Annotated in this window: 23 protein-coding genes; 9 read left to right on the top strand and 14 right to left on the bottom strand. The window is 70.7% G+C overall.

Annotated elements, in window-relative coordinates:
* The first annotated feature begins 180 nt into the window (after positions 1-180).
* Positions 181-2,466, top strand: a complete 2,286-nt coding sequence (locus tag ACFVFQ_RS01270) for a molybdopterin cofactor-binding domain-containing protein (protein WP_383407001.1) — start codon at positions 181-183, stop codon at positions 2,464-2,466.
* A 42-nt stretch (positions 2,467-2,508) separates the two neighbouring features.
* A complete protein-coding gene (locus ACFVFQ_RS01265; protein WP_383406534.1) occupies positions 2,509-2,985 on the top strand; it encodes a (2Fe-2S)-binding protein in 477 nt (158 codons plus the stop codon).
* Positions 2,986-3,010: 25 nt separating this feature from the next.
* On the opposite strand, the gene ACFVFQ_RS01260 is transcribed toward ACFVFQ_RS01265, so the two are convergent.
* Together ACFVFQ_RS01260 and ACFVFQ_RS01255 are read right to left on the bottom strand one after the other, a co-directional pair.
* Positions 3,011-4,591 (bottom strand): GMC family oxidoreductase, encoded by a 1,581-nt coding sequence (locus tag ACFVFQ_RS01260; protein ID WP_383406531.1) that lies wholly within the window; start codon positions 4,589-4,591, stop codon positions 3,011-3,013.
* A gap of 200 nt (positions 4,592-4,791) precedes the next feature.
* A complete protein-coding gene (locus ACFVFQ_RS01255) occupies positions 4,792-6,102 on the bottom strand; it encodes a flavin monoamine oxidase family protein (RefSeq protein WP_383406528.1) in 1,311 nt (436 codons plus the stop codon).
* Between the two features lie 183 nt (positions 6,103-6,285).
* Between ACFVFQ_RS01255 and ACFVFQ_RS01250 the strand changes: the two genes are divergently transcribed.
* Positions 6,286-6,930 carry a TetR/AcrR family transcriptional regulator gene (locus ACFVFQ_RS01250; RefSeq protein ID WP_383406525.1) on the top strand — a complete coding sequence of 215 codons (645 nt, stop codon included), beginning with the start codon at positions 6,286-6,288 and terminating at the stop codon, positions 6,928-6,930.
* Between the two features lie 144 nt (positions 6,931-7,074).
* On the opposite strand, the gene ACFVFQ_RS01245 is transcribed toward ACFVFQ_RS01250, so the two are convergent.
* Together ACFVFQ_RS01245 and ACFVFQ_RS01240 are read right to left on the bottom strand one after the other, a co-directional pair.
* Positions 7,075-7,596 (bottom strand): DinB family protein, encoded by a 522-nt coding sequence (locus tag ACFVFQ_RS01245; protein WP_383406522.1) that lies wholly within the window; start codon positions 7,594-7,596, stop codon positions 7,075-7,077.
* A 92-nt stretch (positions 7,597-7,688) separates the two neighbouring features.
* Entirely contained in the window at positions 7,689-9,005 is a 1,317-nt protein-coding gene (locus ACFVFQ_RS01240) for an APC family permease (protein WP_383406520.1), read from the bottom strand.
* Positions 9,006-9,117: 112 nt separating this feature from the next.
* Here ACFVFQ_RS01240 and ACFVFQ_RS01235 point away from each other — a divergent pair, with 112 nt between their 5' ends.
* Positions 9,118-9,627, top strand: coding sequence for an Lrp/AsnC family transcriptional regulator (locus ACFVFQ_RS01235; protein WP_383406517.1), 510 nt, complete (start codon positions 9,118-9,120; stop codon positions 9,625-9,627).
* A 58-nt stretch (positions 9,628-9,685) separates the two neighbouring features.
* Here the strand turns inward: ACFVFQ_RS01235 and ectB are convergent, their stop codons facing one another.
* The 8 genes from ectB to ACFVFQ_RS01195 all read right to left on the bottom strand — a co-directional run bounded on the left by ectB (position 9,686) and on the right by ACFVFQ_RS01195 (position 18,601).
* Entirely contained in the window at positions 9,686-10,954 is a 1,269-nt protein-coding gene (gene ectB / locus ACFVFQ_RS01230) for a diaminobutyrate--2-oxoglutarate transaminase (protein ID WP_383406514.1), read from the bottom strand.
* A gap of 64 nt (positions 10,955-11,018) precedes the next feature.
* Positions 11,019-12,020 carry a hypothetical protein gene (locus ACFVFQ_RS01225; protein WP_383406511.1) on the bottom strand — a complete coding sequence of 334 codons (1,002 nt, stop codon included), beginning with the start codon at positions 12,018-12,020 and terminating at the stop codon, positions 11,019-11,021.
* A gap of 11 nt (positions 12,021-12,031) precedes the next feature.
* Entirely contained in the window at positions 12,032-13,675 is a 1,644-nt protein-coding gene (locus ACFVFQ_RS01220) for a methionine--tRNA ligase (protein ID WP_383406508.1), read from the bottom strand.
* Positions 13,672-14,250: a serine O-acetyltransferase EpsC gene (epsC, locus tag ACFVFQ_RS01215; protein ID WP_383406505.1), complete on the bottom strand. Its 579-nt coding sequence runs from the start codon at positions 14,248-14,250 to the stop codon at positions 13,672-13,674. The genes ACFVFQ_RS01220 and epsC overlap by 4 nt, the downstream gene beginning before the upstream one ends.
* Positions 14,251-14,263: 13 nt before the next feature.
* Positions 14,264-15,466, bottom strand: a complete 1,203-nt coding sequence (locus ACFVFQ_RS01210) for an NAD(P)/FAD-dependent oxidoreductase (RefSeq protein ID WP_383406502.1) — start codon at positions 15,464-15,466, stop codon at positions 14,264-14,266.
* Positions 15,463-15,873 (bottom strand): cupin domain-containing protein, encoded by a 411-nt coding sequence (locus tag ACFVFQ_RS01205; RefSeq protein WP_383406500.1) that lies wholly within the window; start codon positions 15,871-15,873, stop codon positions 15,463-15,465. The genes ACFVFQ_RS01210 and ACFVFQ_RS01205 overlap by 4 nt, the downstream gene beginning before the upstream one ends.
* Before the next feature lie 38 nt (positions 15,874-15,911).
* A complete protein-coding gene (locus ACFVFQ_RS01200; RefSeq protein WP_383406497.1) occupies positions 15,912-17,240 on the bottom strand; it encodes a SidA/IucD/PvdA family monooxygenase in 1,329 nt (442 codons plus the stop codon).
* Between the two features lie 38 nt (positions 17,241-17,278).
* Positions 17,279-18,601 carry a SidA/IucD/PvdA family monooxygenase gene (locus ACFVFQ_RS01195; RefSeq protein WP_383406492.1) on the bottom strand — a complete coding sequence of 441 codons (1,323 nt, stop codon included), beginning with the start codon at positions 18,599-18,601 and terminating at the stop codon, positions 17,279-17,281.
* Positions 18,602-19,091: 490 nt separating this feature from the next.
* On the opposite strand from ACFVFQ_RS01195, the gene ACFVFQ_RS01190 reads away from it, so the two are divergent.
* From ACFVFQ_RS01190 to ACFVFQ_RS01175, 4 genes are all read left to right on the top strand, one after another.
* Positions 19,092-19,553: an Lrp/AsnC family transcriptional regulator gene (locus ACFVFQ_RS01190; RefSeq protein ID WP_383406487.1), complete on the top strand. Its 462-nt coding sequence runs from the start codon at positions 19,092-19,094 to the stop codon at positions 19,551-19,553.
* Positions 19,554-19,811: 258 nt separating this feature from the next.
* Complete coding sequence (locus ACFVFQ_RS01185) at positions 19,812-20,330, top strand: hypothetical protein (RefSeq protein WP_383406482.1); 519 nt, start codon at positions 19,812-19,814, stop codon at positions 20,328-20,330.
* A gap of 16 nt (positions 20,331-20,346) precedes the next feature.
* Complete coding sequence (locus ACFVFQ_RS01180) at positions 20,347-20,838, top strand: GNAT family N-acetyltransferase (protein ID WP_383406479.1); 492 nt, start codon at positions 20,347-20,349, stop codon at positions 20,836-20,838.
* Between the two features lie 106 nt (positions 20,839-20,944).
* Positions 20,945-21,862, top strand: coding sequence for a ketopantoate reductase family protein (locus ACFVFQ_RS01175; RefSeq protein ID WP_383406476.1), 918 nt, complete (start codon positions 20,945-20,947; stop codon positions 21,860-21,862).
* Between the two features lie 173 nt (positions 21,863-22,035).
* On the opposite strand, the gene ACFVFQ_RS01170 is transcribed toward ACFVFQ_RS01175, so the two are convergent.
* Together ACFVFQ_RS01170 and ACFVFQ_RS01165 are read right to left on the bottom strand one after the other, a co-directional pair.
* Positions 22,036-22,221: a DUF1272 domain-containing protein gene (locus tag ACFVFQ_RS01170; protein WP_383406474.1), complete on the bottom strand. Its 186-nt coding sequence runs from the start codon at positions 22,219-22,221 to the stop codon at positions 22,036-22,038.
* 273 nt (positions 22,222-22,494) lie between these two features.
* Positions 22,495-23,079 carry a CGNR zinc finger domain-containing protein gene (locus ACFVFQ_RS01165; protein WP_383406471.1) on the bottom strand — a complete coding sequence of 195 codons (585 nt, stop codon included), beginning with the start codon at positions 23,077-23,079 and terminating at the stop codon, positions 22,495-22,497.
* 51 nt (positions 23,080-23,130) lie between these two features.
* Between ACFVFQ_RS01165 and ACFVFQ_RS01160 the strand changes: the two genes are divergently transcribed.
* Positions 23,131-24,576 carry an MFS transporter gene (locus ACFVFQ_RS01160; protein ID WP_383406469.1) on the top strand — a complete coding sequence of 482 codons (1,446 nt, stop codon included), beginning with the start codon at positions 23,131-23,133 and terminating at the stop codon, positions 24,574-24,576.
* The last annotated feature ends 50 nt before the right edge of the window (positions 24,577-24,626 follow it).

Here is a 24,626-nt window from a genome sequence, read left to right as displayed (position 1 = left end):
GCCGATCAACGATGCTCCGCGAAGGGACAGATGATGGAGACTCAGGATCGTCTGCCACGGGAGCACGACCACACCACCGCGCCAGGCACCCTCGACAGCCAGGCAATCGCCGACGCCCCGGAGCCCCCGGATGCCCCGGATGCCCCAGTCACTCCGGACGCCCCGGACGCCCGTTCCGGGATGGGTCGTCGGCGGTTTCTCGGCTACGTCCTGGCGGCGCCGACGCTCGCGGTGGCCGCGCAACTCGGCGAGGCCGCGGCCGGGCCCACCCCGGCGCACGCCGCGGCCCCCTCGCTCCCCGAGCTGACCGAGATCTTCGATCTCAACGACATGCTCACGACCGCGGCCCTGCCCACCTCCGGCCTCATCACCATCCGCCTGCACGCCGACGGCACGGCCTCGTTCGCCCTGCCGCGCGCCGAGGTGGGCCAGGGCATCACCACCTCCACCGCGATGCTGATCGCCGAGGAGCTGGACCTGCCGCTGGAGAAGATCCGCGTCACGCTCGCCGACGCCCGCCCGGAGCTGCTCTTCAACCAGCTCACCGGCGGCTCCAACACCACCATCTCCACCTACACGCCGATCCGGGTCGCCGCCGCGATCGCCAGGAAGCGCCTGCTGGCGGCCGCCGGCGAGCTGCTCGGCGCCGAGATCTCCACGCTGACCAGCAAGGCGGGGGTGATCTGCGCCCCCAACGGCCGGAGCGCGACCTACGGTTCGCTCGCCGAGAAGGCCGCGAGCCTGAAGACCGTGCGGGTGGCCACCGAGCTCAAGCCCCGCTCCGAGTTCTCGGTCATCGGCACCTCCCGCAACCGCGTCGACGCGCTGGCGGCCGTGACCGGCCGCAAGCAGTTCGCCATGGACCTCCAGGTGCCTGGCGCCGCCCCGACCATGGTGTGTCGGCCGCCGACGGTCAACGGCACGGTGCGGTCGGTGCAGAACCTCGCGGCCGTGCGGGCGATGCCCGGCGTCACCGACGTCGTGACCATCGCCACGGGCGTGGCGGTGCGCGCCCGGACGTTCGGGCAGTGCATCGACGCGGTGCGCGCGCTCAAGGTTGACTGGGGTCCGGGGACGGCGGAGCGGGCCTCCGACGACACCGTGCTGCGGGAGCTCAAGGCGGCCGAAATACCGTTGGCCGTACCGAAGTTGGACGTGTTGGCGAAGACCGTCGAGGGGTCCTTCACCTTCCATTTCGCCAGCAACAGCGCGCTGGAACCCAACTGCGCGGTGGCCGACGTGCGACCGGGCCGGGCCGAGATCTGGGGCGCGCTCAAGTCACCGATCGTCGCGCAGGAGAAGATCGCGGCGAAGTTGGGACTGTTGCCGAGCGCGGTCACGGTGCATGTCACCGAGGGCGGCGGCTCGTTCGGCCGCAAGCTGTTCTTCGACGCCGCGTTGGAGGCCGCCGAGGCCTCCAAGGCGATGGGCAAGCCGGTCAAGCTCATGTGGCACCGCACCGACGAGTTCCGGCAGGGCCGCACCCACCCGATGGCCACCTCCCGCATCCGCGCCACGCACGTGGGGGGCAAGGTGCTCACCTACGAGCACCGGCACACCTCGGTGTCCACCGACTTCGGTCACGGCCTGGGCGAGATCATCACCGCCACGGCCGCCAAGCTGCCGGTCGGCGATCTGACCTTCTCCGAGACCATCTTCACCCTCACCCAGCAGACGCCGTACCGCCTCGGGCTGACCACCCAGCTCCTCAACGAGGTGGACAAGGGCTTCAACACCGGCAGCATGCGCAACATCTACTCCCCCAACGTCCGGTGCGCACAGGAGCTGATCGTCGACCGGCTCGCGGACGAGATGGGCAGGGACCGCCTGCAACTGCGGCGGGACCTCATCAAGACCGACCGGGCCAGGGCCGTGTTGGACAAGGTCGCCGAAGTCGGTGACTGGGGACGGAAGTTGCCGTCCGGTATCGCGCAGGGCATCGCCGTGCATCCCGAGTACCACGGGGTCGTCGCGGTGCTCGCCGAGATCGACTGCCGCCCGGAGACCATCGGCCGGCACGTCCCCGACGCCTACACCGGACCGCGCGTCACCAAGGTCGTCTGCGCCGTCGACGTCGGCCTGGCCGTCAATCCCAAGGGCCTCGAAGCCCAGATGATGGGCGGCATCATGGACGGCATCGCGGTCACCCTCTCCTCGGGGTTGCACCTCAGGGACGGGGCGTTCCTGGAGGGCAGTTGGGACAACTACTTCTACACCCGCCAGTGGAACACCCCGCCCGAGTTGGAGATCGTGGTCATGCCGCCGACCGGCGACAAGCCCGGTGGCGCGGGGGAGTTGGCCGTCGGCGCCGCCTCGGCCGCGGTGGCCTGCGCGTACGGGGCGGCCACCGGCACCATGCCGACCACCTTTCCGCTCAACCACAACGGCCCGCTCGGCTTCGAGCCGCTGCCGACCGTCCCCCCGATCCCGCAATCGCCGACCGACGGCCTGAACCGCGCCTACTAGACCCGTTGTTGGCAAGGGCCTACCAGAGCGCAAGGAGCGACCGTGCCCGAACACACCTTCATCCTCAACGGCAAGGCCGTCACGGTGGACGTCGAGGACGATGTGCGGCTGCTGTGGGTGCTGCGCGACGTCCTGGGCGTCACCGGACCGAAGTACGGCTGCGGACTCGGGGTCTGCCAGGCATGCACCAGTCACCTCAACGGCAAGGCGTTCAACCCCTGTTCCGTGCCGGTCAAGAACGTCCGGCCCGATGACGAGGTGACCACCATCGAGGGCCTGCCGGCCACCGTCGGCAAGGACCTGCACCCCATGCAGGAAGCCTGGTTGGAGCGGGACGTCGCGCAGTGCGGCTACTGTCAGCCGGGCCAGATCATGGCCGCGGTCGCCAAGGTCAAGCAGGCCCGCGCCAACGGCCGCGAGATCACCGAGGCGGACCTGGACGAGATCCGCAACGTCTGCCGCTGCGGCACCTACCACCGCATCCGCGAGGCCATCGTCGAGGGGGCGAAGCACTTCTGACGTCTCGCGGCGGATCGGGGGCGGATCAGCGCCGTTCGGGTACGTGCCTGGCGTTGCTCTCCTTGAGGAGGTCGGCCGCCTTCTCGGCCGCCATGATCACGGGTGCGTTGGTGTTCCCCCGCGGCACCATCGGGAAGACCGAGGCGTCGACGACCCGCAGGCCGGCCACGTCCAACACCCGTAGTTCGGGGTCAACCACCCTTCCGATGGCGCACGTTGACGTCGGGTGGTACAGCGTCTGGCCGGCCCGCTGGGCCCAGGCGAGCAGCTCCGCGTCGGAGTCCGAGGCCGGCGCGTCGCCGTACGGCCCGGTGATGAGGTCGGCCATCGCCGGTTGTGCCGCGATCTCCAGGGCGATCCGGATACCGGCGACGACGGCGGCGCGGTCCTCGGCCGTCGTCAGGTAGTTGTGCACGATCCGGGGCGCGGCGTCCGGGCGCGCGGAGCGCAGGGTCACCGCGCCGCGGCTGGTCGGGGTGAGCACGCACGGGCCGAAGGCGAAGCCGGGTTCGGTGACGGGGCCGAGCCCCTCCTGGTGGAAGGGCGCGGCGAGGGCGTGGAACTGCAGGTCGGGGGCGGCCAGTTCGTCCCGGCTGCGGAAGAAGCCGCCGGCTTCGGCGAGGTTGGAGGTCAGCGGGCCGCGTCCGGCGCGCTGTAGCAGTTCGGCGTTGGCCGAACTCGCCGCGTCGATCAGCGTCTCGGCATCGGTGCGGAAGTTCAGCATCGTCGCGTAGTGGTCCTGGAGGCCCTGGCCGACCGGGAGTTCGCCAAGGACGTCGATGCCGGCGGCGGTCAGGGCGGCGGCCGGCCCGATGCCGGACAGCATCAGCAGCTTCGGGGACTCGTAGGCGCCGGCGGAGAGGATCACCTCGCGCTCGGCACGGACGCTCTCGACGTTGCCGGCCCGCGCCACCTCCACCCCGGTCGCCCGGCCGTCCTCGATCACCACGCGGTGGGCGCGGGTCGAGGGGAGCACGGTGAGGTTGGGCCGGTCCAGCGCCGGATGCAGATAGGCGACCGCCGCGCTGCACCGCAGGCCGTCGCGCTGGGTGAGTTGGTAGCGCCCGACGCCGAACTGGGTCGCGCCGTTGAAGTCGTCGTTCGCCCGGTGGCCGGCCTGCTCGGCGGCGCGCACGAAGGCCGTTGCGAGCGGGTGTCCGGACCTGCCGTCGCTGACCGTCAACGGCCCGCCGGTTCCGTGGAGTTGGTCCTCGCCGCGCTGGTTGTCCTCGGCGCGCCGGAAGTACGGCAGCACCTCGGCGTACGACCAGCCCTTGGCGCCGGCCGCGGCCCAGTCGTCGTAGTCGACGCGATTGCCCCGGATGTAGATCATCGCGTTCATCGAGCTACAGCCGCCGAACGTCTTGCCCCGGGGCAGAAAGGCCCGCCGGCCGCCGATCCCCGGCTCCGGATCGGAGTTCAGGTCCCAGTCGAGGTCGGACTTGAACAACTGCGGGAAGGCGGCCGGGGTATGGATCTCCTGCGCGGTATCGGGGCCGCCCGCCTCGATCACCGCCACCCGCACCCCGGGGTCCTCCGACAGCCGCGCCGCCAGCACGCAACCCGCGGATCCGGCACCGACGATGACGTAGTCGTACGCGCTCATTCCCGATCCCTTCACTCGGTGCTGCCGCCCGTCGCCGCAGCCCGGTGGTCACCGTCGAGTGCTCCCCCGCTCGCCGGGAGGTACACCGCCGCTCGACGGGCCTCGGCGGTGGGCTGCGGCGCACGGTCCGCGATCGGGCCATCTTGCAGCCGCTCGACGTCCTTCTTTCGGGGCCGGCCCGGACGCGCGGGCGGGGTCGCTCAGTAGGAGCCGTTGAGCAGCGCCGCGGCGATGTCGCGGGCGGCGCGGGCGCCGGATTCCATGGCGCCCTCGATCGATCCGGCCTCCATCGCCGCGATGTCGCTGCCGGCGAAGTGCAGGCGCCCGTGGGGCTCGCGCAGCCGCGGGAGGACCCCGGTCAGGTTGCCGGGCCGGTGCATGGCCCAGGTGCCCTGCGAGAACGGGTCGTTGACCCAGTCGTGGCCGGTGCTCTCCAGTACGTCGAGGTCGGGGACGAACGTCCGCAGTGCGCGCTGCACCGCCTCCCGGTCGTCGGCGCGGATGGCCGAGGCGTCGGAGGCCAGGCACATGAGGAGGGTGTCGCCCTGGTGCCGGTACTCCACCCTGGCGGCGTTGATGGGGTTCTTTCCCAGGGGGGCGAAGGCGTAGAAGGGCTCGATCTCGCCCCTGACCCGCGCCCAGATCTTGACGGTCCGCATCGGGAGCTTCTGCTCGATCATCTCGCCTACCGGTTGGGCGAGTTGGGGGGTGAGGGTCAGGTCGGCCAGGGTGTTGAGCGGCACCGCGACGACGGCCGAGCGGGCGCGGATGCGCTGGCCGTCGCGGGTGGTCACGGTGACGCCGGCGCCGTCGTCCTCGATGGCGGTGACGGGCGTGGCGAGGCGGAGGACGGCGCGGGACTCGGCGGCGAGGGCGTCGAGGAGCCGCCGGGTCCCGCCCTCGATCGGCCAGTGACTGGCGGTCTCGAAGAACGCGCTCCAGTCGCCGAAGTAGGTGGCCACGCCGAGGAGGAGCTGCGCGACGCCGTGTTGGCGGTAGTCGTGGACCAGCGCGGCCAGGCTCCCGTCGAGCACGTCCCGGTCGTACGCGGAGAGGTCCAGCGCGTCGAGCCGGTCGGCGAGGGTCTCCTTCTCGATCGCGGTGTGGTCGGCCGCGGCGAGGTCGAACGGCAGCGGGAACCGCTCCCGGGCGTCGGCGAAGCAGCGGGCCATGAGGGGGCCCACGGCGCTGCCGTAGTCGAGCCGGTTGCCGGTGTGCACGGTGCCGTCGGCCAGCCAGTGCACCGTGTCGGTGGCGAGCGGCGGGACCAACCCGATCCGGTGGCACCGGAGTTCGCGCCACACGTGCGGCTGGGTCCAGTGCACATAGGCGCCGCCGAGCTCCAAGGGGCGGCCGAAGGCTTCGCCGGTGTGGGTGCGGCCGCCGATCCGGTCGCGCGCTTCGAGGTGGACCACCGAGTGGCCCTCGACGCTGAGGTCCCGGGCCGCGATGACTCCGGCAAAGCCGGCACCGATCACCGCAACGTCATACGCGTCATAGCTGTTGGTCATGACCCTCCCCTTTCGGTTGCCCCCGCCGCGTGCGGACACGGCGAGGCCCCGCGCCGCGGGTGGCGCGGTGGACCGAGACGTAAACTCGATCTCGAATCGAGTTTGAGTTTAGGGCGGCATGAGATGCTGTCAACTCGGCTGACACGCAAGCCCGATGGGGCGCGACTGATACGATCTCGAATCGTGTTCGAGAAAAGTTCGAAAACCCAGGCACCGGCCCGCCCCGGCGTACGGCAGCGCCGCGGCGTGGAGCGCAGGCGAGCCATCCTCGACGCCGCCGAGGCGCTGCTCGGCGAGCAGGGCTATCAGGCCGGCACCCTCAAGGCGATCGGCGAGCGGGCGGGCATCCCGACCGCCTCCGTCTACCACTACTTCTCCGACCGGCACCAGGTCGACGCGGAGCTGCTGCAGCGCCATATCGGCGAGCTGGACGCGCTCATCACCACCGCCCTGGAAAGCCCCGAACTGCGCACGCTGCGCGACGCCGGCGATGCCGTCATCGACCCGCTGCGCAACTACTTCCGGCAGCACCCGAGTTGCACCGTGCTGTGGTTCGCGCGGGGCAATGAGACGCTCGACGCGCACATCCGCGCCTTCGACACGTCACAGGCGGAGCGGCTCTGGCACTTCCTCATCGAACGGGAGCTGCTCCCCGCCGACACGCCCCAACTCGTCGTGCAGCTCGCCTGGGAGGCCGGCAACCGCCTCTTCGACACCGCGTTCCGCCACTCCCCCACCGGCGACGACGCCACCATTAACGAGGTGCGGCGCATGGTCACCGCGTATCTGGAGACCTACGCGCCGAAGGCGACCAAGCGGCGCGGTTGATCCGGCGCGGGAACGCGTCCGGATACGACAAGACCGCCGCTTCCTGCGAAGCAGCGGTCACCCTTGCGTCGATCCTGCACCGGCAGGATCACCATGCGGACGGTTTCCGGCGCGGGGCGCTGGTGCCCGGGGTTACGGGTGGGGTCACCAGCCCCGGGCGCCGTCGGTCAGTTCGCGCAGGAGATCGGCATGGCCGGCATGCCGGTTCGTCTCCGCGATCTGGTGGCACAGCGCCCAGCGCAACGTGTAGTCGCCGTCGACCTGTTCGCCCGTGCTCTCCAGGTCCAGCGACGCGATGACCTTGTCGCTGGTGTGGCAGGCGGCCTGGTAGGCGGCGATGAGGCGCTCCGGCCCCTCGTCGTCGGTGACCCGCCAGTCGCCGTCGGGGTCCTCCTTGCTGAACGGCATGGGGAGTTCCAGGCCGCCGAGTACGTTGGCGAACCAGTGGTTCTCACCGGTCACCAGGTGCTTGAGGATGCCGCCCAAAGAGATGCCGGATGCGGTGTGGGCGCGCCTCAGGTCTTCCTCTCCCAGTCCGGCCACCTTCGCGATGGCGGTCGCCCGGGCGAATTTGAGAAAGGCCCAGAGCATTTCCTTTTCGCCCAGTTGGTGAGCGGGAATCTTGCGTCCCTCGGTGCCGAGGGCGACTGGGACCTGTAGCGACATGTGTCTCCTCGCGGTCTGGTGATGGACCCGCAGGCGTACGTCGCCTGCGGGGTGTTCGGCCTCGGCCCGTGGAACGGGGCACTCCGCCTGGTCTACTGGAGCGTGGGTGCCGCCGGCTCCTGCGGGTGCCGGGCGCACCAGACGAGCGCCGCGGCGGTGAGGATCAGCGGCCAGATCATGTACCACCCCGTCAGCACGAGCAGGATGACGATGATGACGAGGGAGGCGATGGCGGAAGACGTGCCCCACCGGGTGCTGTCCCGCAGCAGTTTGGCACCGGCGGCCGAGCCGAGGGCGTAGACGGCTCCCAGGCAGGCCGTGGTGCACAGCACCAGGGGTTGCACGTCCGACTTCGTCAGGGCGGCGTAGACGAAGACGGTGCCCGAGATCACCCCGACGATGGCCAGGCTGCGGCGGGGGACGCCGCCGGCCTCGGCGCCGCTTCCGAGCCCGCGGGGCAGCGCCCCGTCACGGGACAGGGCGGCGCCCAACTTGGCGGTGCTGGCGATGTAGGCGTTCATGGTGCCGAGCGTGGTGAGGATCGCGATCACGCTGGCGAGGATCTTGCCGAACGACCCGAAACCGAGCTCCAGTAGGGAGGCCAGGGAGGTGGCCGTCGTTCCGGACGTGCTGCCGAGCGCCAGCACCGTGATGGTCGCCAGGCCCAGGTACAGGACGCCGATCGCGAGCAGCGCACCGATGGTCGACCGCTTGATGTCGCGCTCCGGGTGGGCGAACTCCGCGGACAGGTGGGTGACGGTCTCCCACCCCGTGAACGACCACACCAACAGCGCCGCGGCGGGGCCGATCGCCGACCACCCGTGCGGGGCGAACGGCTCCAGGTTGGCCGGGTCCGCGTGCGGGAGGGCCACCAGGATGCCGACGACGAGCAGGAGGGCCAGGGAGCCGGAGAGGATCAGCTGGACCCGTCCCGACACCCGCACGCCGAAGGCGTTGGCCAGGAAGCCCACGACCAGCAGGCCCGCGGCGTAGCTGGCCGTGGCCGTCCAGCCGCCGCCGGTGCTCCGCTCCAGATAGGACGCGCCGAAGAAGGCCAGCGCCGGAATGCCCACCGGGGCGCCCAGGTAGAACCACCAACCGACGACCGTGGCGGCGCGGGTCCCGAACGCCCGGCGCACATACGTCGACACCCCGCCCGAGTCGGGCTGCCGTGCGGCCAGCGCCGCGAAGGTGGCGGCGAGCGGAATGGACATCACGATGAGGGCGAACCAGGCCACCAACGACGCCGGACCGGCCTCCTTCGCGGTCAGGCCGGGGAGCGCGAGGACCCCGGTCCCCAACACCGCCCCCACGTACAGGGCCGTGCCCTGCGCGAAGTTGAGCCGACCGGCGGGGACCGAGCCCTGACGGTCGTCGTTGGCCTGTACGGCCTGTGTGGTACGCGCCATCCGTCCTCCTTGAAGTACGCCCCTGACCCTATTGCGCTGAACTGACCGTTCCACAGGGGCACTTGTAAGCGTTCCTGGGCCGCGGTTATCGAAAATCACGTATCATTGGTCAATGGCTAATGATTTGAAAGCGGCGCTTGATGCGACCGACTGGCGGATCCTCAGCGAGTTACAGGCCAACGCTCGCATTACCTTCAGTGAACTGGGCCGACGTGTCGCGCTGACGCCCCCGGCGGTCGCCGAGCGGGTCAGGCGGATGGAGCAGTGCGGGATCATCGAGGGGTATCGCACCCGGGTCAATCTGCCCGGGCTCGGGCTCTCGATCCTGGCTTTCGTCAACATCGTGTTTCCCGGCGGCAACTACCAGGACTACGTGCGCATCTTCAATGACTGCCCGGAGATTCTGGAGTGCCACCACGTGACCGGAAGTGACTGCTTCATCGCCAAGGTGGCGGCCCGCTCGATGAGCCATCTCGAAGAGGTCACCGCGCGGATCACGAAGATCGGCTCCATCGCGACGACGATCGTGTACTCGACCAGCGTGAGCGACCGCGTGATCACCCGCGAGATGGCCGAACCCCTCGCTGCGCAGCCCCGACTTGAGTGTGAGCAGGCGTCCTAGCGACGTGGCTGCCGCCGTGGGCATCGGCGGTGGGCGGCCGCCGATGCCCGGGGCCGGTTCAGGCCGTCTCGCGGATCGCTCGGGCTAGGACGCACAGCCCCTCGTCCAGCAGTTCCGTCGGGATGGTCAGCGCCGGTAGCAGTTTCACCACCTCGCTGCGCGGGCCGGACGTCTCGACCAGCAGACCGAGTTCGAAGGCCCGGGCGCACACCTTGGTGGCACGGTTCTGGTCGTGGAATTCGATGCCCCATACCAGTCCGCGGCCGCGGAATTCGGCGATGTCGTGCGGGTGTTCCGCGGCTATGGCGGCCAGATGGGACGCCACCAGTTCACCGCGGGCCAGGGTCTGCTTCTCCATTTGGTCGTCGGCCCAGTAGGCATCCAATGTCGCGGCGGCGGTGACGAAGGCCGGGTTGTTGCCGCGGAAGGTGCCGTTGTGCTCGCCCGGCTCCCAGATGTCCAGCTCCGGCTTGAAGAGGGTGAGCGCCATCGGCAGGCCGTAGCCGCTGATGGACTTGGAGACGGTGACGATGTCCGGCACGATGCCCGCCTCCTCGAAGGAGAAGAAGGCGCCGGTGCGGCCGCAGCCCATCTGGATGTCGTCGACGATCAGCAGCAGGTCCCGGCGCTTGCAGAGATCGGCCAGTTTTCGTAGCCAGTCGGCGCGGGCGACGTTGATGCCGCCCTCGCCCTGGACGGTCTCGACGATGACCGCCGCGGGGTAGTTGAGGCCGGAGCCCTGGTCCTCCAACAGCCGCTCGAACCAGAGGAAGTCCGGGACCTGGTCGCCGAGGTAGTTGTCGAACGGCATCGGGGTGCCGTGCACCAGCGGGATGCCGGCGCCGGCCCGCTTCATCGAGTTGCCGGTCACCGCGAGCGCGCCCAGCGACATGCCGTGGAAGGCGTTGGTGAAGGAGACGACCGACTCCCGGCCCTTGACCTTACGGGCCAACTTCAGCGCGGCCTCCACCGAGTTGGTCCCCGTCGGGCCCGGGAACATGACCTTGTAGCACAGGTCGCGGGGGCGCAGGATGAGATTCTGGAACGACTCCAGGAACGCCCGCTTGGCCGTGGTGGACATGTCCAGGCCGTGCGTGACGCCGTCCCGCTCCAGGTAGTCCAGCAACGCCCGTTTGATGACCGGGTTGTTGTGCCCGTAGTTCAGCGTTCCGGCGCCGGCGAAGAAGTCGACGTAGGTGTGGCCGTCCTCGTCGAACATCCGGCTGCCCTGCGCGCGGTCGAAGACGGTGGGCCAGCCACGGCAGTAGCTGCGCACCTCCGACTCCAGGGTTTCGAAAACACTCAGATCGGGAGCGGTGATCGACATGGCGTCCTCCAGAGGGCAGGCGAGAAGCGTCGAAGGAAGGCAGGAGGGTGGGGAAACGGCTTGGCTATGAGCCGGGCACCGCGGGCCCGGTGGTGCGGGGTCGGGACCGCCACCGGCGGAGGGCCGCGACGGCCAGCACGGCGTAGATGGCGGCCGTGGCGGTACCCGGGCCGAGCAGCAGCACGGCGAGGCTCCAGTGGAAGGCGGCGGCCAGGCCGAGGGCCGCGCCCGCGAGGACGACCGCCACGGCGATCCCCGGCCGGCCGGGGCCGCGGTCCCCCGGCTCCGCCGGTCCGGAGCGGAGGGTGTGCCAACGGGCCCCGACGGCCCGGAGGTTGGTCAGGCAGTACATGCCCAGCACCACGGCGGCGACCCAGGCAAGCGCGGAGTGGAGCGCGGGCGGGCCGAGCGCCTGGGAGCCCGGCGGGGTCAGCAGCACCCCGTAGAGCGCCGCGGCGCCGACCAGGCCCAGGGCGACGCCCCATGTGGTGGCGGCGCGGGCGGACCGCAGGGCGGGCAGCGAGCCCTCCAGCCCGACCCAGGCGAACAGCACCGGCACCGCGATCAGCGCGGCGGCCCCGAAGGGCGACCGGCCCGGGTCCAGCCCGAACGTCCCGGGGTAGAGCCACCACACCAGTGCCAGGGCCAGGGTGGCGACCAGCCGCGCCGTGCGCACCGCCGGCGAGGGGGTCACGCCGGCGGCGGCCAGCGCGGCGGCCAGGCACAGGAGGACCGCCCCCAGGGCGGCCGCCGCCGGCCCGTCGGCGACGAACTGCCCGGCGGCGCCGACCACGACGGCCTGCCCCACCGCGAACCCGCCGAAGTACAGCCCGTGCACCACGTTCGTGGTGCGGGGCCCGAGTCGTGCGCGGACGAAGCCGGCCGGTCCGCTGCCCCGCGTCCCACCGGCGAAGCCGATGAGCAGGGACCAGACCAGCAACGCCCCGGCGACGACGAGGGACACCGCGCCGCTGTGTGCCAACGGTGCCAGGGCCACCGGCAGCAGCAGGGTCCCCGCGCCCAGCACGGCGTTCACGATGCCGAGCGCGGTGCGTAAGGCACTCATGTCGCCCCGGCTCAGCCCAGGTTGTGGAAGTAGGCGGGCACGGTCGCGCCGAGCCGGCGCCCCTCGGGCACCAGCGGCAGGTCCGCCGCCTCGGGCCAACGGGGCATCTGGGTCAGCACATCGACCGGAATGTCCAGGTGCTTGGCGATGTGCCGGGCCCAGCCGGGCATCAGCGGGGTGGCCAGCACGGAGACCAGGGCGAGCGCCTCCAGGTGCGTGACCAGCCGCCGGGCGTACTCCGGCGACCCCGCCCCGGCCTGGCGGGCCGCGGTGAGCTCGGGGAGGTCGTTCACCGCCCGCTCGATCGTCGACGCCAGGAAGGCGGCGGCCCGTTGGGGCGAGAAGGAGTCCGGGGCCAGTGCGGCGGCGATCCGCTTGGGCAAGTCCACCAGTGACGCGGTGAGCGGGCCGGCGTAGCCGTCGCCGGCCGGGACGGTGGAGCCGAAGTCCTCGGCGAGCAGGGGCAGGATGGTCTGCGCCCACCGTTGGAGGCCCGCCACGAGCACGGACTCCACCGTGGAGGCGAGCTCCTTCATCGCGAAGTTGCCCTGCTCCTGCTCGGGCCCCGTCAGGCACAGGTGGAACCGCAACGCGTCCGCGGACACCTGGCGCAGGATCTCCCCGCCCCAGATGGCGTGCCCGCGGCTGGTGGAGAACTTGTCGCCCTCCAGCCGGTAGAACTCGTTGGTGACGATCTGGCTCGGCAGGGTGTAGTCGCCGTGCGCCATCAGGAGCGCCGGCCACAGCACGGCGTGCGAGAACGAGCAGTCGAAACCGAGGAAGTTGACGATGCGGGTGTCCGGGTCACTCCACTGCTGCCGCCACAGCTCGGGCTGCCCCTGGGCCTCGGTGAGGCAGGCGGTCGCGGCCAGGTATCCGCAGATCCCGCTGAACCAGGTGTCGAGGATGTGCCCTTCCCAACCGTCCAACGGGACGGGAATGCCGTAGTCGGCCTCCCTGCTGATCGGCGTGAGAGGCAGCTCGTTCGACAGCAGTCCGTCGAGGTAGCTGCGCAGCCGGGGCCGCCAGCGCTCGCCCGCCTTCTCGTAGTAGGCCAGGAGCTGCGTGCGGTACTCCTCCAGCGGGAAGACGATGCGCTTCAGCGTGCGCAGCTCGGGCGCCTCCCAGCAGGCGGTGCACTTCGCCGCCGCCAGGCCGCCGGACTCCTGCGCCAGCCCGCACGCCTCGCAGTAGATGCCGTCGGAGGGGGCGTTGCAGAACTGGCACTCGCCGCGCACCTCGGCCTCGTACAAGTACCGTGCGCAGCCGGTGCAGTAGAACACCGGAAGCTCCTTGACCGCCAGCTTCCCCGCTTCCCACAGGGTGGTGAAGAACTCCTGGACGATCTCGGTGTGCTTGGGCGTGGTCAACGGCCGGGTGAACCAGTCGTGGTGCATGGCGCCCAGCGACAGCGTCTCCTCCATCCTGGTGCCGAAGGACAGCGCGGTCTGGTACGCGGTGGACCCGATCTCGGCGGCGCGGCGCGGCACGTAGCAGGAGTGCTCGTCCGAGTAGCCGACGTAGCGCACCTCGTGCCCGCGCTGCCGGAGGTGCCGGGCCTGCACATCGGCGCCGAGGAAGGGCCCTGACAGGTGCCCCACGTGCAGATCGCCGTTGGGGTTGGGCGGCGCACTGGTGACGACGTAAGTGTTCACTGGGTGCTGCTTCCTTCCGCGATACGAAGCGTGGAGACATCGGGCACGAGGTGGTGCGAGGCGGAGGTGTGCGCGGTGCCGGCCGCGACCCGGGCGTCCGGCGGGAGGTCGTGCAGGACCACGGCGTGGGCGCCGATCCGGGTGTTGGCCCCGATGCAGACCGGGCCCAGCACGCTGGCGCCGGTGCAGATGATGACGCCGTCCTCCACCACGGGGTGGCGGCGGGAGTGGGTGGGCCGGCGCAGGTCCTTCCACCATCCCACCGAGCCCAGGGTGACCTGGTGGTACAGCATCACGTCGTCGCCGATGCGGACGGTCTCGCCGATCACCACCCCGGTGCCGTGGTCGATGAAGAAGCGGCGGCCGATGGTCGCCCCCGGGTGGATCTCGATGCCGCTGATGGCGCGGGCCAGGAGGGAGAGCGCGCGGGCGCTGGTGCGACGGCCGCGCTTCCACAGGCGGTGGGAGAACCGGTAGGTCCACAGCGCGTGGATGTGCGGGTACAGCAGCACTTCCCGGTTGCTCCGTGCCGCCGGGTCCTTGGCACGCACCGTCGCGAGGTCCTCGCGCAGCATGTTCAGTACCTGTTTACATGTGGGCATAGGAAGCCTCCGGCGTGATCAAGTTGCCGCTCTCGAACCGCTGTGGCCGGTAGGGCTCCAGAAGAGGCTGGACGGCCTTGCCCAGGACGGCGCCCCCTTCGCAGATCTCCCGTGCGGCCAACTCGGCGACGGCCGGCGCCATTTTGAAGCCGCCGCCGCTGAATCCGAGGGCGAGGTACAGTCCGTCGGGCCCGGCCGGTCCGATCGCGGGCCGCTTGTCCGGGGTGTAGCCGTCGTAACCGGCGCGGGTGCCGACCAGTTCCGCGGTGGCCACCGCGGGTATCCGGCGCGAGACCGCCTGGACGGCCGCGCCCACCTCGTCGTCGGTGAGCGGGGCGACGTCCACTCCCAGTTCGACCTCCGGGTTGCTCGGCACGCCGAAGTAGAGCTGGTCCAGGGCTTCCGGGCGGAAGTAGCAGCCGATGGTGTCGTCAATACAGGTCGGTACGGACGCGTCGGACCCGCGGCGGCCCGCGCCGGGCAGTTGGGCCTGGGCCAGCCCGATCCGCCGTGGCACGACGGGGAGGTGCACCCCCAGGTGGGCGGCGGGCGCGTGTCCCCAGGCACCGCTGGCCAGGACGACCAGTGGCGCCTCGATGTGCCCGGTCTCCGTCTGCACGCCCGCGATCGAGCCGTTGCGCTCCAGCACCCGCTCGACCCGGGTGCCTTCAGAGGTGGTCACCCCGAGGCGGCGGGCGGCGGCGGCCAGCGAGACGGTGGTGGCCGCCGGGTCGGCGTACCCGCCCGCCGGTTCGTACGCGGCGGCGGCGACGCCCTCGGTGCTCAGCCCGGGGTAGAGCGACCGGATCTCGTCGGGGGCGAGGAGTTCGGCGCGTTCGTAGCGCAACGCGTCGGCGGTGACGGCGCCGTTGGCCTTCAGCGTCTCGACGTGGTCCGGGCCCACCAGCATCAGGAATCCGGTGCGCCGGTAGCCGCAGTCTCCGCCGATCCGCTCCTTCCACTGCTCGAACACGGGCAGGCTGCGGGCGGTCAGCCGGGTGTCGGAGGCCGCCGTGTGGTGCAGGCGCAGCAGCCCGCCCGAGCGGGCCGTCGCGCCTTGCGCGGCGACCCTGCCCTGGTCGCACAGGACGATGTGGCCGAGCCCGGCGAGGGCGAGTTGGTGGGCGATGGCCGCACCGATGACGCCGCCCCCGACGACGATGGCGTCCGCGGTTCGGTTGCGGTTCACCGATTCGGCTCCGCGGTGTCGCTGATCCCGAACTCCGCGGCCCACTTGGCGCGTTCGGCGGCCACCGCCTCGGACCCGCCCCACCAGATGGTGACGAACCGTATCCGGGTGGTGCCGTCGTTGGTCAGGTCGTGGTCCTTGAACGGGGTGATGAAGACGGTGTCGCCGGCGTTCACCCGGCGCTTCTCCTCGCCGATCCGCATGATGCCGCTGCCCTCGGTGATGAAGAACATCTCGTTCTCGTCGTGCGAGTGGGCCGTGGAGGTCTCGCCGGGCGCCACGTCGACCCAGGCCCCGCCCCAGAACGGTTCCTTGACCGCCTCGTTCCACGGGAAGATGCGCCGACCGCTGACGTTGTAAGCCTCCTCGAAGACCATGTCCTCCGGAGCCGTGTGGAAAATGTGCACAGGGATTCCTCTCGTGGGCGTGGGAGACTCCGTCGCGCTCAGCTGACGAGCGTCGCGGGGTGGGACTGCAACTGCCGGGCGAGCGTGGCACGCAGGTCGTTGTGGACGGTTTCCGCCTTGGCCGCCATCTGACTGAAGGACGTGGCGCTGGCGATGCCGTGCCGCCACTCGGTGATGCCGTCGAGGTAGAGGCCCACCGTGCAGTGGTCGACGGTGCGGGCGCGGTACTCCCGGGTGACGTCGAGGCGTCCGTCGGTGTCGTAGGACAGGTACGGCGCGAACGGCTGGAGCGACTCGGGGAACTTGGGCTCCTCGTACCCGGTGCAGAGGATGACCGCGTCGGCGTCGATGCTGCCGGCCTCGCCCGTGTAGACCTCGTTGGTGGTCAGCCGGACCCCGTCGCCGGCGACGGCGACGTCGGTGACCTCAAGGCGGCGGTGCAGGTGCAGGCGGTTGGTGCCGGTCAGCCGGTCCTGGTAGGCGGCCTGGTACAGCGCCGTGGACACATCGGGGTCCAGGGCCGCGTAGTTGGTGGCGCGGGCGTGGGCGAGGGCCTGTTCGCGCGCCGGCCCTTCGAGTCCGTAGACGTAGTCCGTCTCGGTGGGAAAGTACGCCTCGTTGCTGAAGTGGCCGAGTTCGTACATCTTGAAGCCGCCGTGCCGCACCAGCGAATGGATCCGCGCGTCGGGGAGTTCTCCGGCGAGATAGAGAATGATCTCGCCCGCGGTCTGGCCGCCGCCGATGACCGCGAATCGCAGGGATTGGCCGGTCTTCTCGCGCAGCGCGTTCATCCGGGGCAGGAACTCGCTGGCATGGAATACACGTTCGCCCAGATCCTCCCGGAAGACCTCCGGGATATAGGGGACATGACCGGTTGCCAACACCACGTTGCGGCCCAGGTGTTCGTGCACCGCACCGTCCCGCGGATCGCGACTGACCACCCTGGCGGTGCGCACCGTCCCGTCGGAATCGGCGACCGGCTCGACGCGCAAGACCTCCCGGTGATATTCGGCCGGCTGTCGCACCTGGGCCGCGGCCCATTGAACGTACTCGGACCACTCCAGCCGACTCACATATCCGCCCAGGAGCGTGAATGGATAGAAACGACCGCTCTGCAAAAGGAAGTTGGTGAAGCCGAAGCGGGAGCGGGGGTCGCGCGGGGTGGCGAGGTCGCGCAGGAAGTGGTGCTGGATGTCGGTGCCCGGCAGCACCTGGTTGGGCTGCCAGGCCGAGGTCGCGGCGCGCTCCAGGTAGGCCGCGTCCGCGGGCCGGGCTCCAGGGTGCGCGTCGTCGTGGTCCTCGATGGCGGCGGCCAGCGCGATGCCGGAGGGGCCGAAGCCGGCCACCACAACGTCGTGGATCTGCATGTAGGAATGCCTCCCGTCGGGGGTCACGACCTGCGAGGTCAGAGGGCGAACTGAACGGATTCCGGCAGGCTTTCCGGCCGGTTGCCGAGCCGGTCGGCGAGGGCGTCCGCCAGGGTGCCGGTGCGCAGCGACAGCAGGCTGAAGGAGCCGGCGTCGCCGATGCCGTGGCTCGACTCGCACAGGCCGTTCAGGAAGAGCGGCGGGACCTTGTCCATGTCCTCGCGCGGGGTCAGCGCGTAGTCGCTGCCGACGTCCAGCCTGCCGTCCTCCTCCCGTGCGAAGTGGTCGGCGACGGGGGCCAGCATCGGCGGGCAGAGCTCCTCGTGGGGGCCGGGTCCCAGGTTGCGGAAGCCGGTGGCCAGGACGACGAAGTCGACCTCGTCGCGGACGCGTTCGCCGGTGTGCAGTTCCTGGAAGTCGATGGTGACGCTCCGGTCGGTCGCCGAGAGGGCGGTCGCCTCGTGGCTGCCGCGGACGAACACGCGCTGGTCACCGTCGAGCTGCTGCTCGTAGATCGCCACGTACAGCTCCTTGAGCACGTCCCCGTCGGCCGAGGAGTAGTTGGTCGGCTGCATGTAGGCGTCGAGCGCGCGCCGGCTGTCCCGTGAGGCGCGGAAGTAGTACTCGGTGAACTCCGGGAAGTACCCCTCCTCGCTGAACGGGCTGGTGTCCTTGAGCCGCAGCGAGTAGGAGCGCGGGTAGGTGACCACGCGGGTGCCGGGGAACTGCCGGTGCAGGTCCAGGGTGAGCTCGACGGCGCTCTGGCTGCCGCCGATCACCGCGACCGCCTTGGGGGCCCCGTCGGCGGTGAGTTGCTTCAACCGCGGCAGGTACTGGGTCAGGTGGAAGACGCGGGGGCTGTCCACGGTGTCGTAGGGCGCCGGGATGTACGGCGTGCGGCCCGGGGCCATGACCAGGGTGCGGCCCAGGTAGCGGGCGCCGGTCTGGGTGGCCACCTCCCAGACGCGTTCGCCTTCGTGGTCGATCGCCTGTATACCGACGGCGCGTTGACCGCAGTCCACTTGGTGGGAGAAGAAGTCCGCGGCCCAGCGGATGTACCCGGCGTATTCCTTGCGGAGTGGGAACTCGACCGGGAGGTTGAGATGGCGCACCAAACGCCCCTGCTCGTGCAGGAAATTGAGGAACGAGTAGCGACTGCGGGGGTTCCTGAGGGTCACCAGATCGCGACTGGGATGGTTCTGGATATCCGATCCGTTCAGCAGCATCCCGGGCTGCCAATCGGGGGTGGGACGGGCTTCCAGAAACCGGGCGTCCAGACCGGGGTACTTCTCCTCGATGGCTATTGCCAAGGCGAGGTTGGCGGGACCGAAGCCTACACCGAGAACATCGTGAACGCGCACGGGAAAAGACAAGGGTATTCTCCTAAATCGCGTTGAGTTCAGGCATGGTTCTGGCGGGGCGCACAAACGGGAATTACCGCGCCAGCACTGGTCGCAGCGCCGACACAGATCGCGGCCGGCGGCCCTGGCTCATCGCGTAGCTGCGGTTACGCAAGGCACTTGACCGCGTCGTAGTGGTGGATGGCGGAAAAATTCCGCGAGTTACCGGGCAGCGCGGGAATCCGGTGCACCGGGTGGCTGTGGGCACCGAGGGCGGGCATCGACTGTCTGTTGAGTGACCGGCTAGGGCACCTATGACCTCCGACGCTGGTAGCCCTTGAGCGAAACCGTTAGCAGGTGATCTCGGGTGCCAGTCATTACTGGCACTGGACGTGCTGATAACCAGCGACTCGCGGTTCACTGGCCGCGGAAGCCACATTAGTTCAAGGGCAGTAGCAGCCGATGCTAAATCCTTGCCTCCGGAGAGGGGCCTGTAGCATGATCGCCTGCCATGGACAAAATTGATCGCATGATCCTGCGCGAGCTACAGCGGGACGGCCGCATGGCCAACGCCGATCTAGCCGCCAAGGTAGGGCTTACGCCCACCCCGTGCCTCCGCCGAGTCCGGAACTTAGAAAAGATCGGTGCCATACGAGGTTACCGGGCGGAACTCGACGGTAACTTCCTGGACAGCGGATTCCATGCATTCGCCACAGTAGCGATGAAGCACGACAATCGCGCCACTATGACCGAGTTCGAGGCCCGGATCACCGAGCTGCCCCAAGTGATCGAGAGCCACCGCCTGTTCGGCGACCCCGACTACCTGCTGCGCATCGCGGTAGCCGACATCGCCGCCTACGAGCGCTTCTACACCGAGGTGTTGTGTGCCCTGCCCGGGATCAACAAGCTCACCTCGCACATGACGATGAAAGAGGTCAAGGCGCACCGGGGGTTCCTCGCAGGGCTGGAGTGACCCGCTGTCGCGGATCGCCAGCCGCCGCTGGCGAAACGGCAGAGGCTTAAAGCCACCTTTCGGGCATACCGACGGCGCCGCAGCGATGCGGCGCCGCCTGGTGCCGACCGGCGCCGCGCCGGCGTGTCCCCGATCCAATTACCGTGCACCGTCCTACAGTTGAGCCGAACGAGCGCCACCAGCCACCCCGGCAGCCACATTGAGCCGGACCCGTACCATCTCGCGCACGAACGGAGCCGCAGGCTGCATGATGTCTCCATGAGCGATCGTGAGGAACTACCGACCGCGGTGGATGCGGCATCGCTGCTCGCCCTGGCCGAGGGCCATCACGCCCGCACCGTACGGGCGTTGGACCCCCGCGAGGCCGCCGGCCACCTGGTGAAGACGTATGTCATCGAGGCGTCGGGCCGCACCGTGACCAAGGAGGACGAGGCGGCCGCGCTGCGGATCGCCGGAGCGCACCTGGAACTCGGGCACGCCCGCGGGTCACTGGGGCTCGCCGTGGTGATGCTGCATGCGGGCGGCGACGGCGACTACGTCCTCGTCTCGACCTGGATCGAGGGCTATATGTCCGATCTTTCGGTGTTCGTCGGACCCGCCGGGCGCCCGGACCAACTGCGCCCCGGCCGGGCCGGGTTGGCGCCCTGCGTCTGGGAGGCCGCCGTGCTGGCCCATGAGCGCGACGCCTTCACCCGCCATGTCCTCGACGGCGACGGCCCGTTGGCCGGCCGGCTGACCGCATGGGGAGCGGACGTCCTGGAAGGGAAGGTGCGGTGAGGGAGGTCGGTGCCCCATGACGGCGGCACGCGTCAGAGCCGCGCGGGTGTCCGATCTGCCACAGGTGGCCGAACTGGCCGTCGAGCACGCCGCGTACGAGAAGGCCGCACCGCCGGTGCCCGACCTCGCGGAACGACTCGGGACGCTGCTCTTCGGCGCCCCGGCGCCCCGACTGCGCTGTCTGGTCGCGGAGTCGGCCGACGGTGACCTCATCGGCTACGCCACCTGCTCGCCCGAGATGTCCACCTGGCGGGCGTGCGAGTACCTCCACATGGACTGCCTCTTCGTCCGCTCCGGCCATCGGAGTCTGGGCGTCGGCGCGCTGCTGATGGCGGCGGTGGCCGGTGAGGCGCGCGGGCTCGGGCTCACCGAGGTGCAGTGGCAGACGCCGAGTTGGAACGTGGACGCCGCCCGCTTCTACGACCGGCTCGGCGCGCAGGCCAAGGAGAAGTACCGCTACACCCTGCCGGTGCCGGGCGAGCGGGCCGCCGGCGGCGAGACCGGCTGATTCGCCGGGCGGGCCCGTCCCTCAAGCGCCGCGCCCGGCCGGGCGTCGGGGCCGCCGGCGCCAACCACCCTGCACTACAAGGTCATTGACGGAGGGGAACCCACAGATGAACGCCACCACCGCGCCCCGGACGGTCGCCGTGCTCGGCCCCGGCGGGGTCGGCGGGCTCGCCGCGGCCTTGCTGGCCCGCGCCGGACACCGGGTGATCTGCCTGGCCGGCGACGAGACCGTACAGGTTCTGCGGAGCCAGGGCGTGCACGTCACCAGCGGCGCGTTCGGGGACTTCAGCGCCCCGGTCGAGGCCGACACCCAGCTGCGGGACCCCGTGGACCTGTGCCTGGTCGGGGTCAAGCAGACCGCACTGGCCTCGGCGCTGGAGCGCGTACCGGAGCAACTCCTGGGCGACCGCGGGGTGTTGGTGCCGCTCCTCAACGGCCTGGAACACCTCGTTCCGCTCCGCGCGCGCTACGGCGACGACCGCGTCGTGGCCGCCACCATCAGCGTGGTGTCCGCCCGCACCGCCCCCGGCCGGATCGAGCACCACAGTCCGTTCGCCCGCATCGACCTCGCGGCCGAGGCGGTGTCCCGGGCCCGGCTCGATGACGTGGCGGCCGTGCTCGGGGGTGCCGGCTTCGCGACCCGGGTGCGCACCGACGAGAACGCCATGATGTGGGAGAAGCTCGCCTTCCTCGCCCCGATGGCGCTGCTCACCACCCGGTACGGCGTCCCGCTCGGCGAGGTCTGTAGCGCCTACCCGGACCAACTCCGGGCCACCGTCGGCGAGGTCGCGACCGTGGCCGGCGCCACCGGCGCGCCGATCGACGCGGAGGCCGTGGTGGGCTTTCTGACCGGTGCGCCGCCCGCGTCACGCTCCTCCATGCAGCGCGACGCCGAGGCCGGCCGGGCGTTGGAACTCGACGCGATCGGCGGTGCGGTGCTCCGTGCCGCGCGTGCGGCCGGGGTGGCCGTGCCCCAGCTCACGCGGCTCGTGGACGAGATCCACGCCACCGCCGGACGGCCCTAGGTCCTGTCGTCAAACTCCCGTCGTTCGCCCGGAGGGCGGGCCGGGCGGTGGTCGGTGCGTGCTCTCGGCGTGCCGGGCGGCGGCCCCTGTACTGGACGTACTGGGGTCGTCGCCCGGTGCGGCGAGAGTGCGTGCCGGGCGCCGGACGGCAGGCGGGAGTTTGACGACAGGGCCTAGGAGCCTGCCCGGCGGCGCGGGCGGGGCACCAACTCCCCGCCGCAGTTCGGGCAGATGTGTCCCATCTCCTGGCTGCACGCGATGCAGAAGCTGCACTCGTACGAGCAGATCCGGGCCGGGCCGTCGGGATCCAGGACTGCGGTGGTGCACCGCTCGCACAGCTCACGCATTTCCAATGCCATGCGTCCCAGCCTCTCACCACCCAACGGCCCACCCCAATCCCCCCTAGCACCCCCCTAGCACCCCCCTACAGCCCCCTACTCCGGCACCGCCCGCCGCCCCGGCCCCGCATACGAGGCCGCGGTGGGTGTCGGGCACGGTGGTGGGCATGGCGGTTTGTGACGGGGCTTTGCTGTCGGCCAGTTGAGCACGCGGCGCTCGGTCTCCAGGGCCGGCGGCATGCTCGCCTGGCACGGAAACACCGGAGCCGGCCTGGCAGGGTCAGGTGCCGGCGCTCAACGCGGGCTGCGCCGGCTTCGGTAGGCCGCGACGCTGGCCCGGTGTGAGCAGGTTCGGGTGCAGTACTGCTTCGAGCCGTTGCGCGAGAGGTCCACGAAAGTGGCCCGGCAGGTCGGCCCGGCGCATACGCCGAGACGGGCGGGACCGAGCGTGGCGATCACTGAGGCCAGTGCGCTGAGCGTGGTCGCGGCTAGGTGCGCCGAGCAGCGGTCGGTGTCGGAGGTCACCTCGGTCCACCAGCGGTCGCCCTCGTGGCGCAGTACCGGGGTGGCGCGGCTGCGACGCAGACCGTCGTTGATCAGGGCCGCAGCTTCGACCGCGTCCGCGTTCGCCCGTTCCAGCACCGCACGCACCGTACCGCGCACCGCGCGGACTTCCGCCAGGTCGGCGCGGGTGAGATACCGCGGACCGGTCCCTTGCTTCGCGGCCGAACTCGGCGGCTCAGCCGCGGGATGGTCGTCAAGGAAGTCCCGGAGCTGCTCCACGGTCTCAAGCGCGTCCTCTCCCTTGACCGGCCTCAAGGTGTTGGCCAGGTCGACGGCCGTCTGGACCACCAGCGGGCTGTAATACGCATTCGACATTTGACGTGTCTCCTCACTGCTCCTTAGTGTTACACGTAAAGGAGCTTTTGCATGTCACAACATATCCGGCAGGGGACGGCGCCGCAGACGATCCCGTCTGGAGGGGGCCCGGCACCGGAGCGAGCCGACGCCCCGGACGGGCGTCGGCTGGGGCTGACGTTGGGGATGCTGGTGCTGCCGATGTACGTGGCGCTGGGAGCGCCGTCGGTGGCCCTGCCGGCCATCGGCCGCGCACTCGCGGTGCCGTTCGGGGCCACCGCATGGATTCTCGCCGCGTGGTCGCTGACCTCCGCGCTCGCGATGCCGGTCGCGGGTCGGCTGCTGGTCCGCTGGAACCCCTTCCAGGTCCTGGTCGCCGGGGTCGTGGCGCTCGCCGCGGGCTCCGCGCTCGCCGGAGCCGGGCCGACGCTGTCCGCCGTGATCGTCGGCCGACTGATCGGCGGCGCCGGGGCGGGCGCGACCGTGATCGCCGTCTTTGCCGCGGCGACCGCCCTTCCCCGACGGCAACGGATCCGCGCCCTGGGGATCATCGCGGCCGCCAGCGCGACGGCGTCGGGGTGCGGGACGCTGTTGGGCGGGGCGGTGACCGCATGGCTCGGGTGGCGTGCCGTGCTCGCGATCCCGGTCCTCGCGCTGCCCCTCCTGCTGGCCGCATTGCCGAGTAGGCGCGCGCTGACGCGGAGCGGTGGCGGCGAGCGAAACGGCGCGACGGGGCGACTCGATATCGTCGGCGCGGCCGTGCTGTCGGTACTCGCCGGCTCCTTGATCACGTTGCTCCAGGCACACTCGGTCGGCCTGCCCGCTTTGGTCACGCTCACCGTGGCTGCCGCCGGGGCGCTCGCCGCCGTGGGACTGTGGCGGCGCGTGCGCAGCACGCCCGACGGGTTCGTGCCTCGGCGGGTGATCGCATCCCGCGGCTTCCTGGTGGCCGGGCTCATCGGCGGGACCGTCTTCGCCGGCTACTACGGGGTGCTGTTCCGCGCCCCGTCCCTGATCGAGCAGGCCACGGGCGGTGGCCCCCTGGAAGCCGGCGTGCTCTTAGTTCCGGCCGCCGCCTGCTCGGTGCTGGCCGGGCGGCTGGTCGGCACCTTGACCGACCGGTTCGCCGGCTGGCAGGTGTCGGCCGGGCTTGCGGCACTCACCGTCGTCGGCGTGCTCGTGGTCGCGCTCTTCACCGGGCCGATCCCGATCGTCGTCGGCACGGCGTTGGCCGTGTGCGGGTTCGCCGGCACCCAAGCCGTACTGGTGAGCCTCGCGCCGGACCTGGTCGCCGCGGACGACCGCGACACCGCACAGGGCCTGCTCAACTTCATGAACGCCCTGGGCGGCGGGATCGGTCCGGCCGCTGTCGCGGGGCTGTCCGGCCTCGTGCCGGTGCCGGTGGCCCTCGCCGTGCTCGCGGCACTCCCCCTGGCCGGGCTCGTCCTCAGCCTGACCCGGCGCCCTACCCCGCACCGCCGCCCCGAACCCCACGCCACGCAGGGGAGCCCGCGATGACGGTCCACCCACGTCTGATCCGATAACGCCTTGAGCAGTAAGGAGCCTTG

Origin of the sequence: Streptomyces sp. NPDC057743 (assembly GCF_042798755.1) — a bacterium.
Classification (GTDB): domain Bacteria; phylum Actinomycetota; class Actinomycetes; order Streptomycetales; family Streptomycetaceae; genus Streptomyces.
This window is presented reverse-complemented; position numbering and strand designations above follow the sequence as displayed.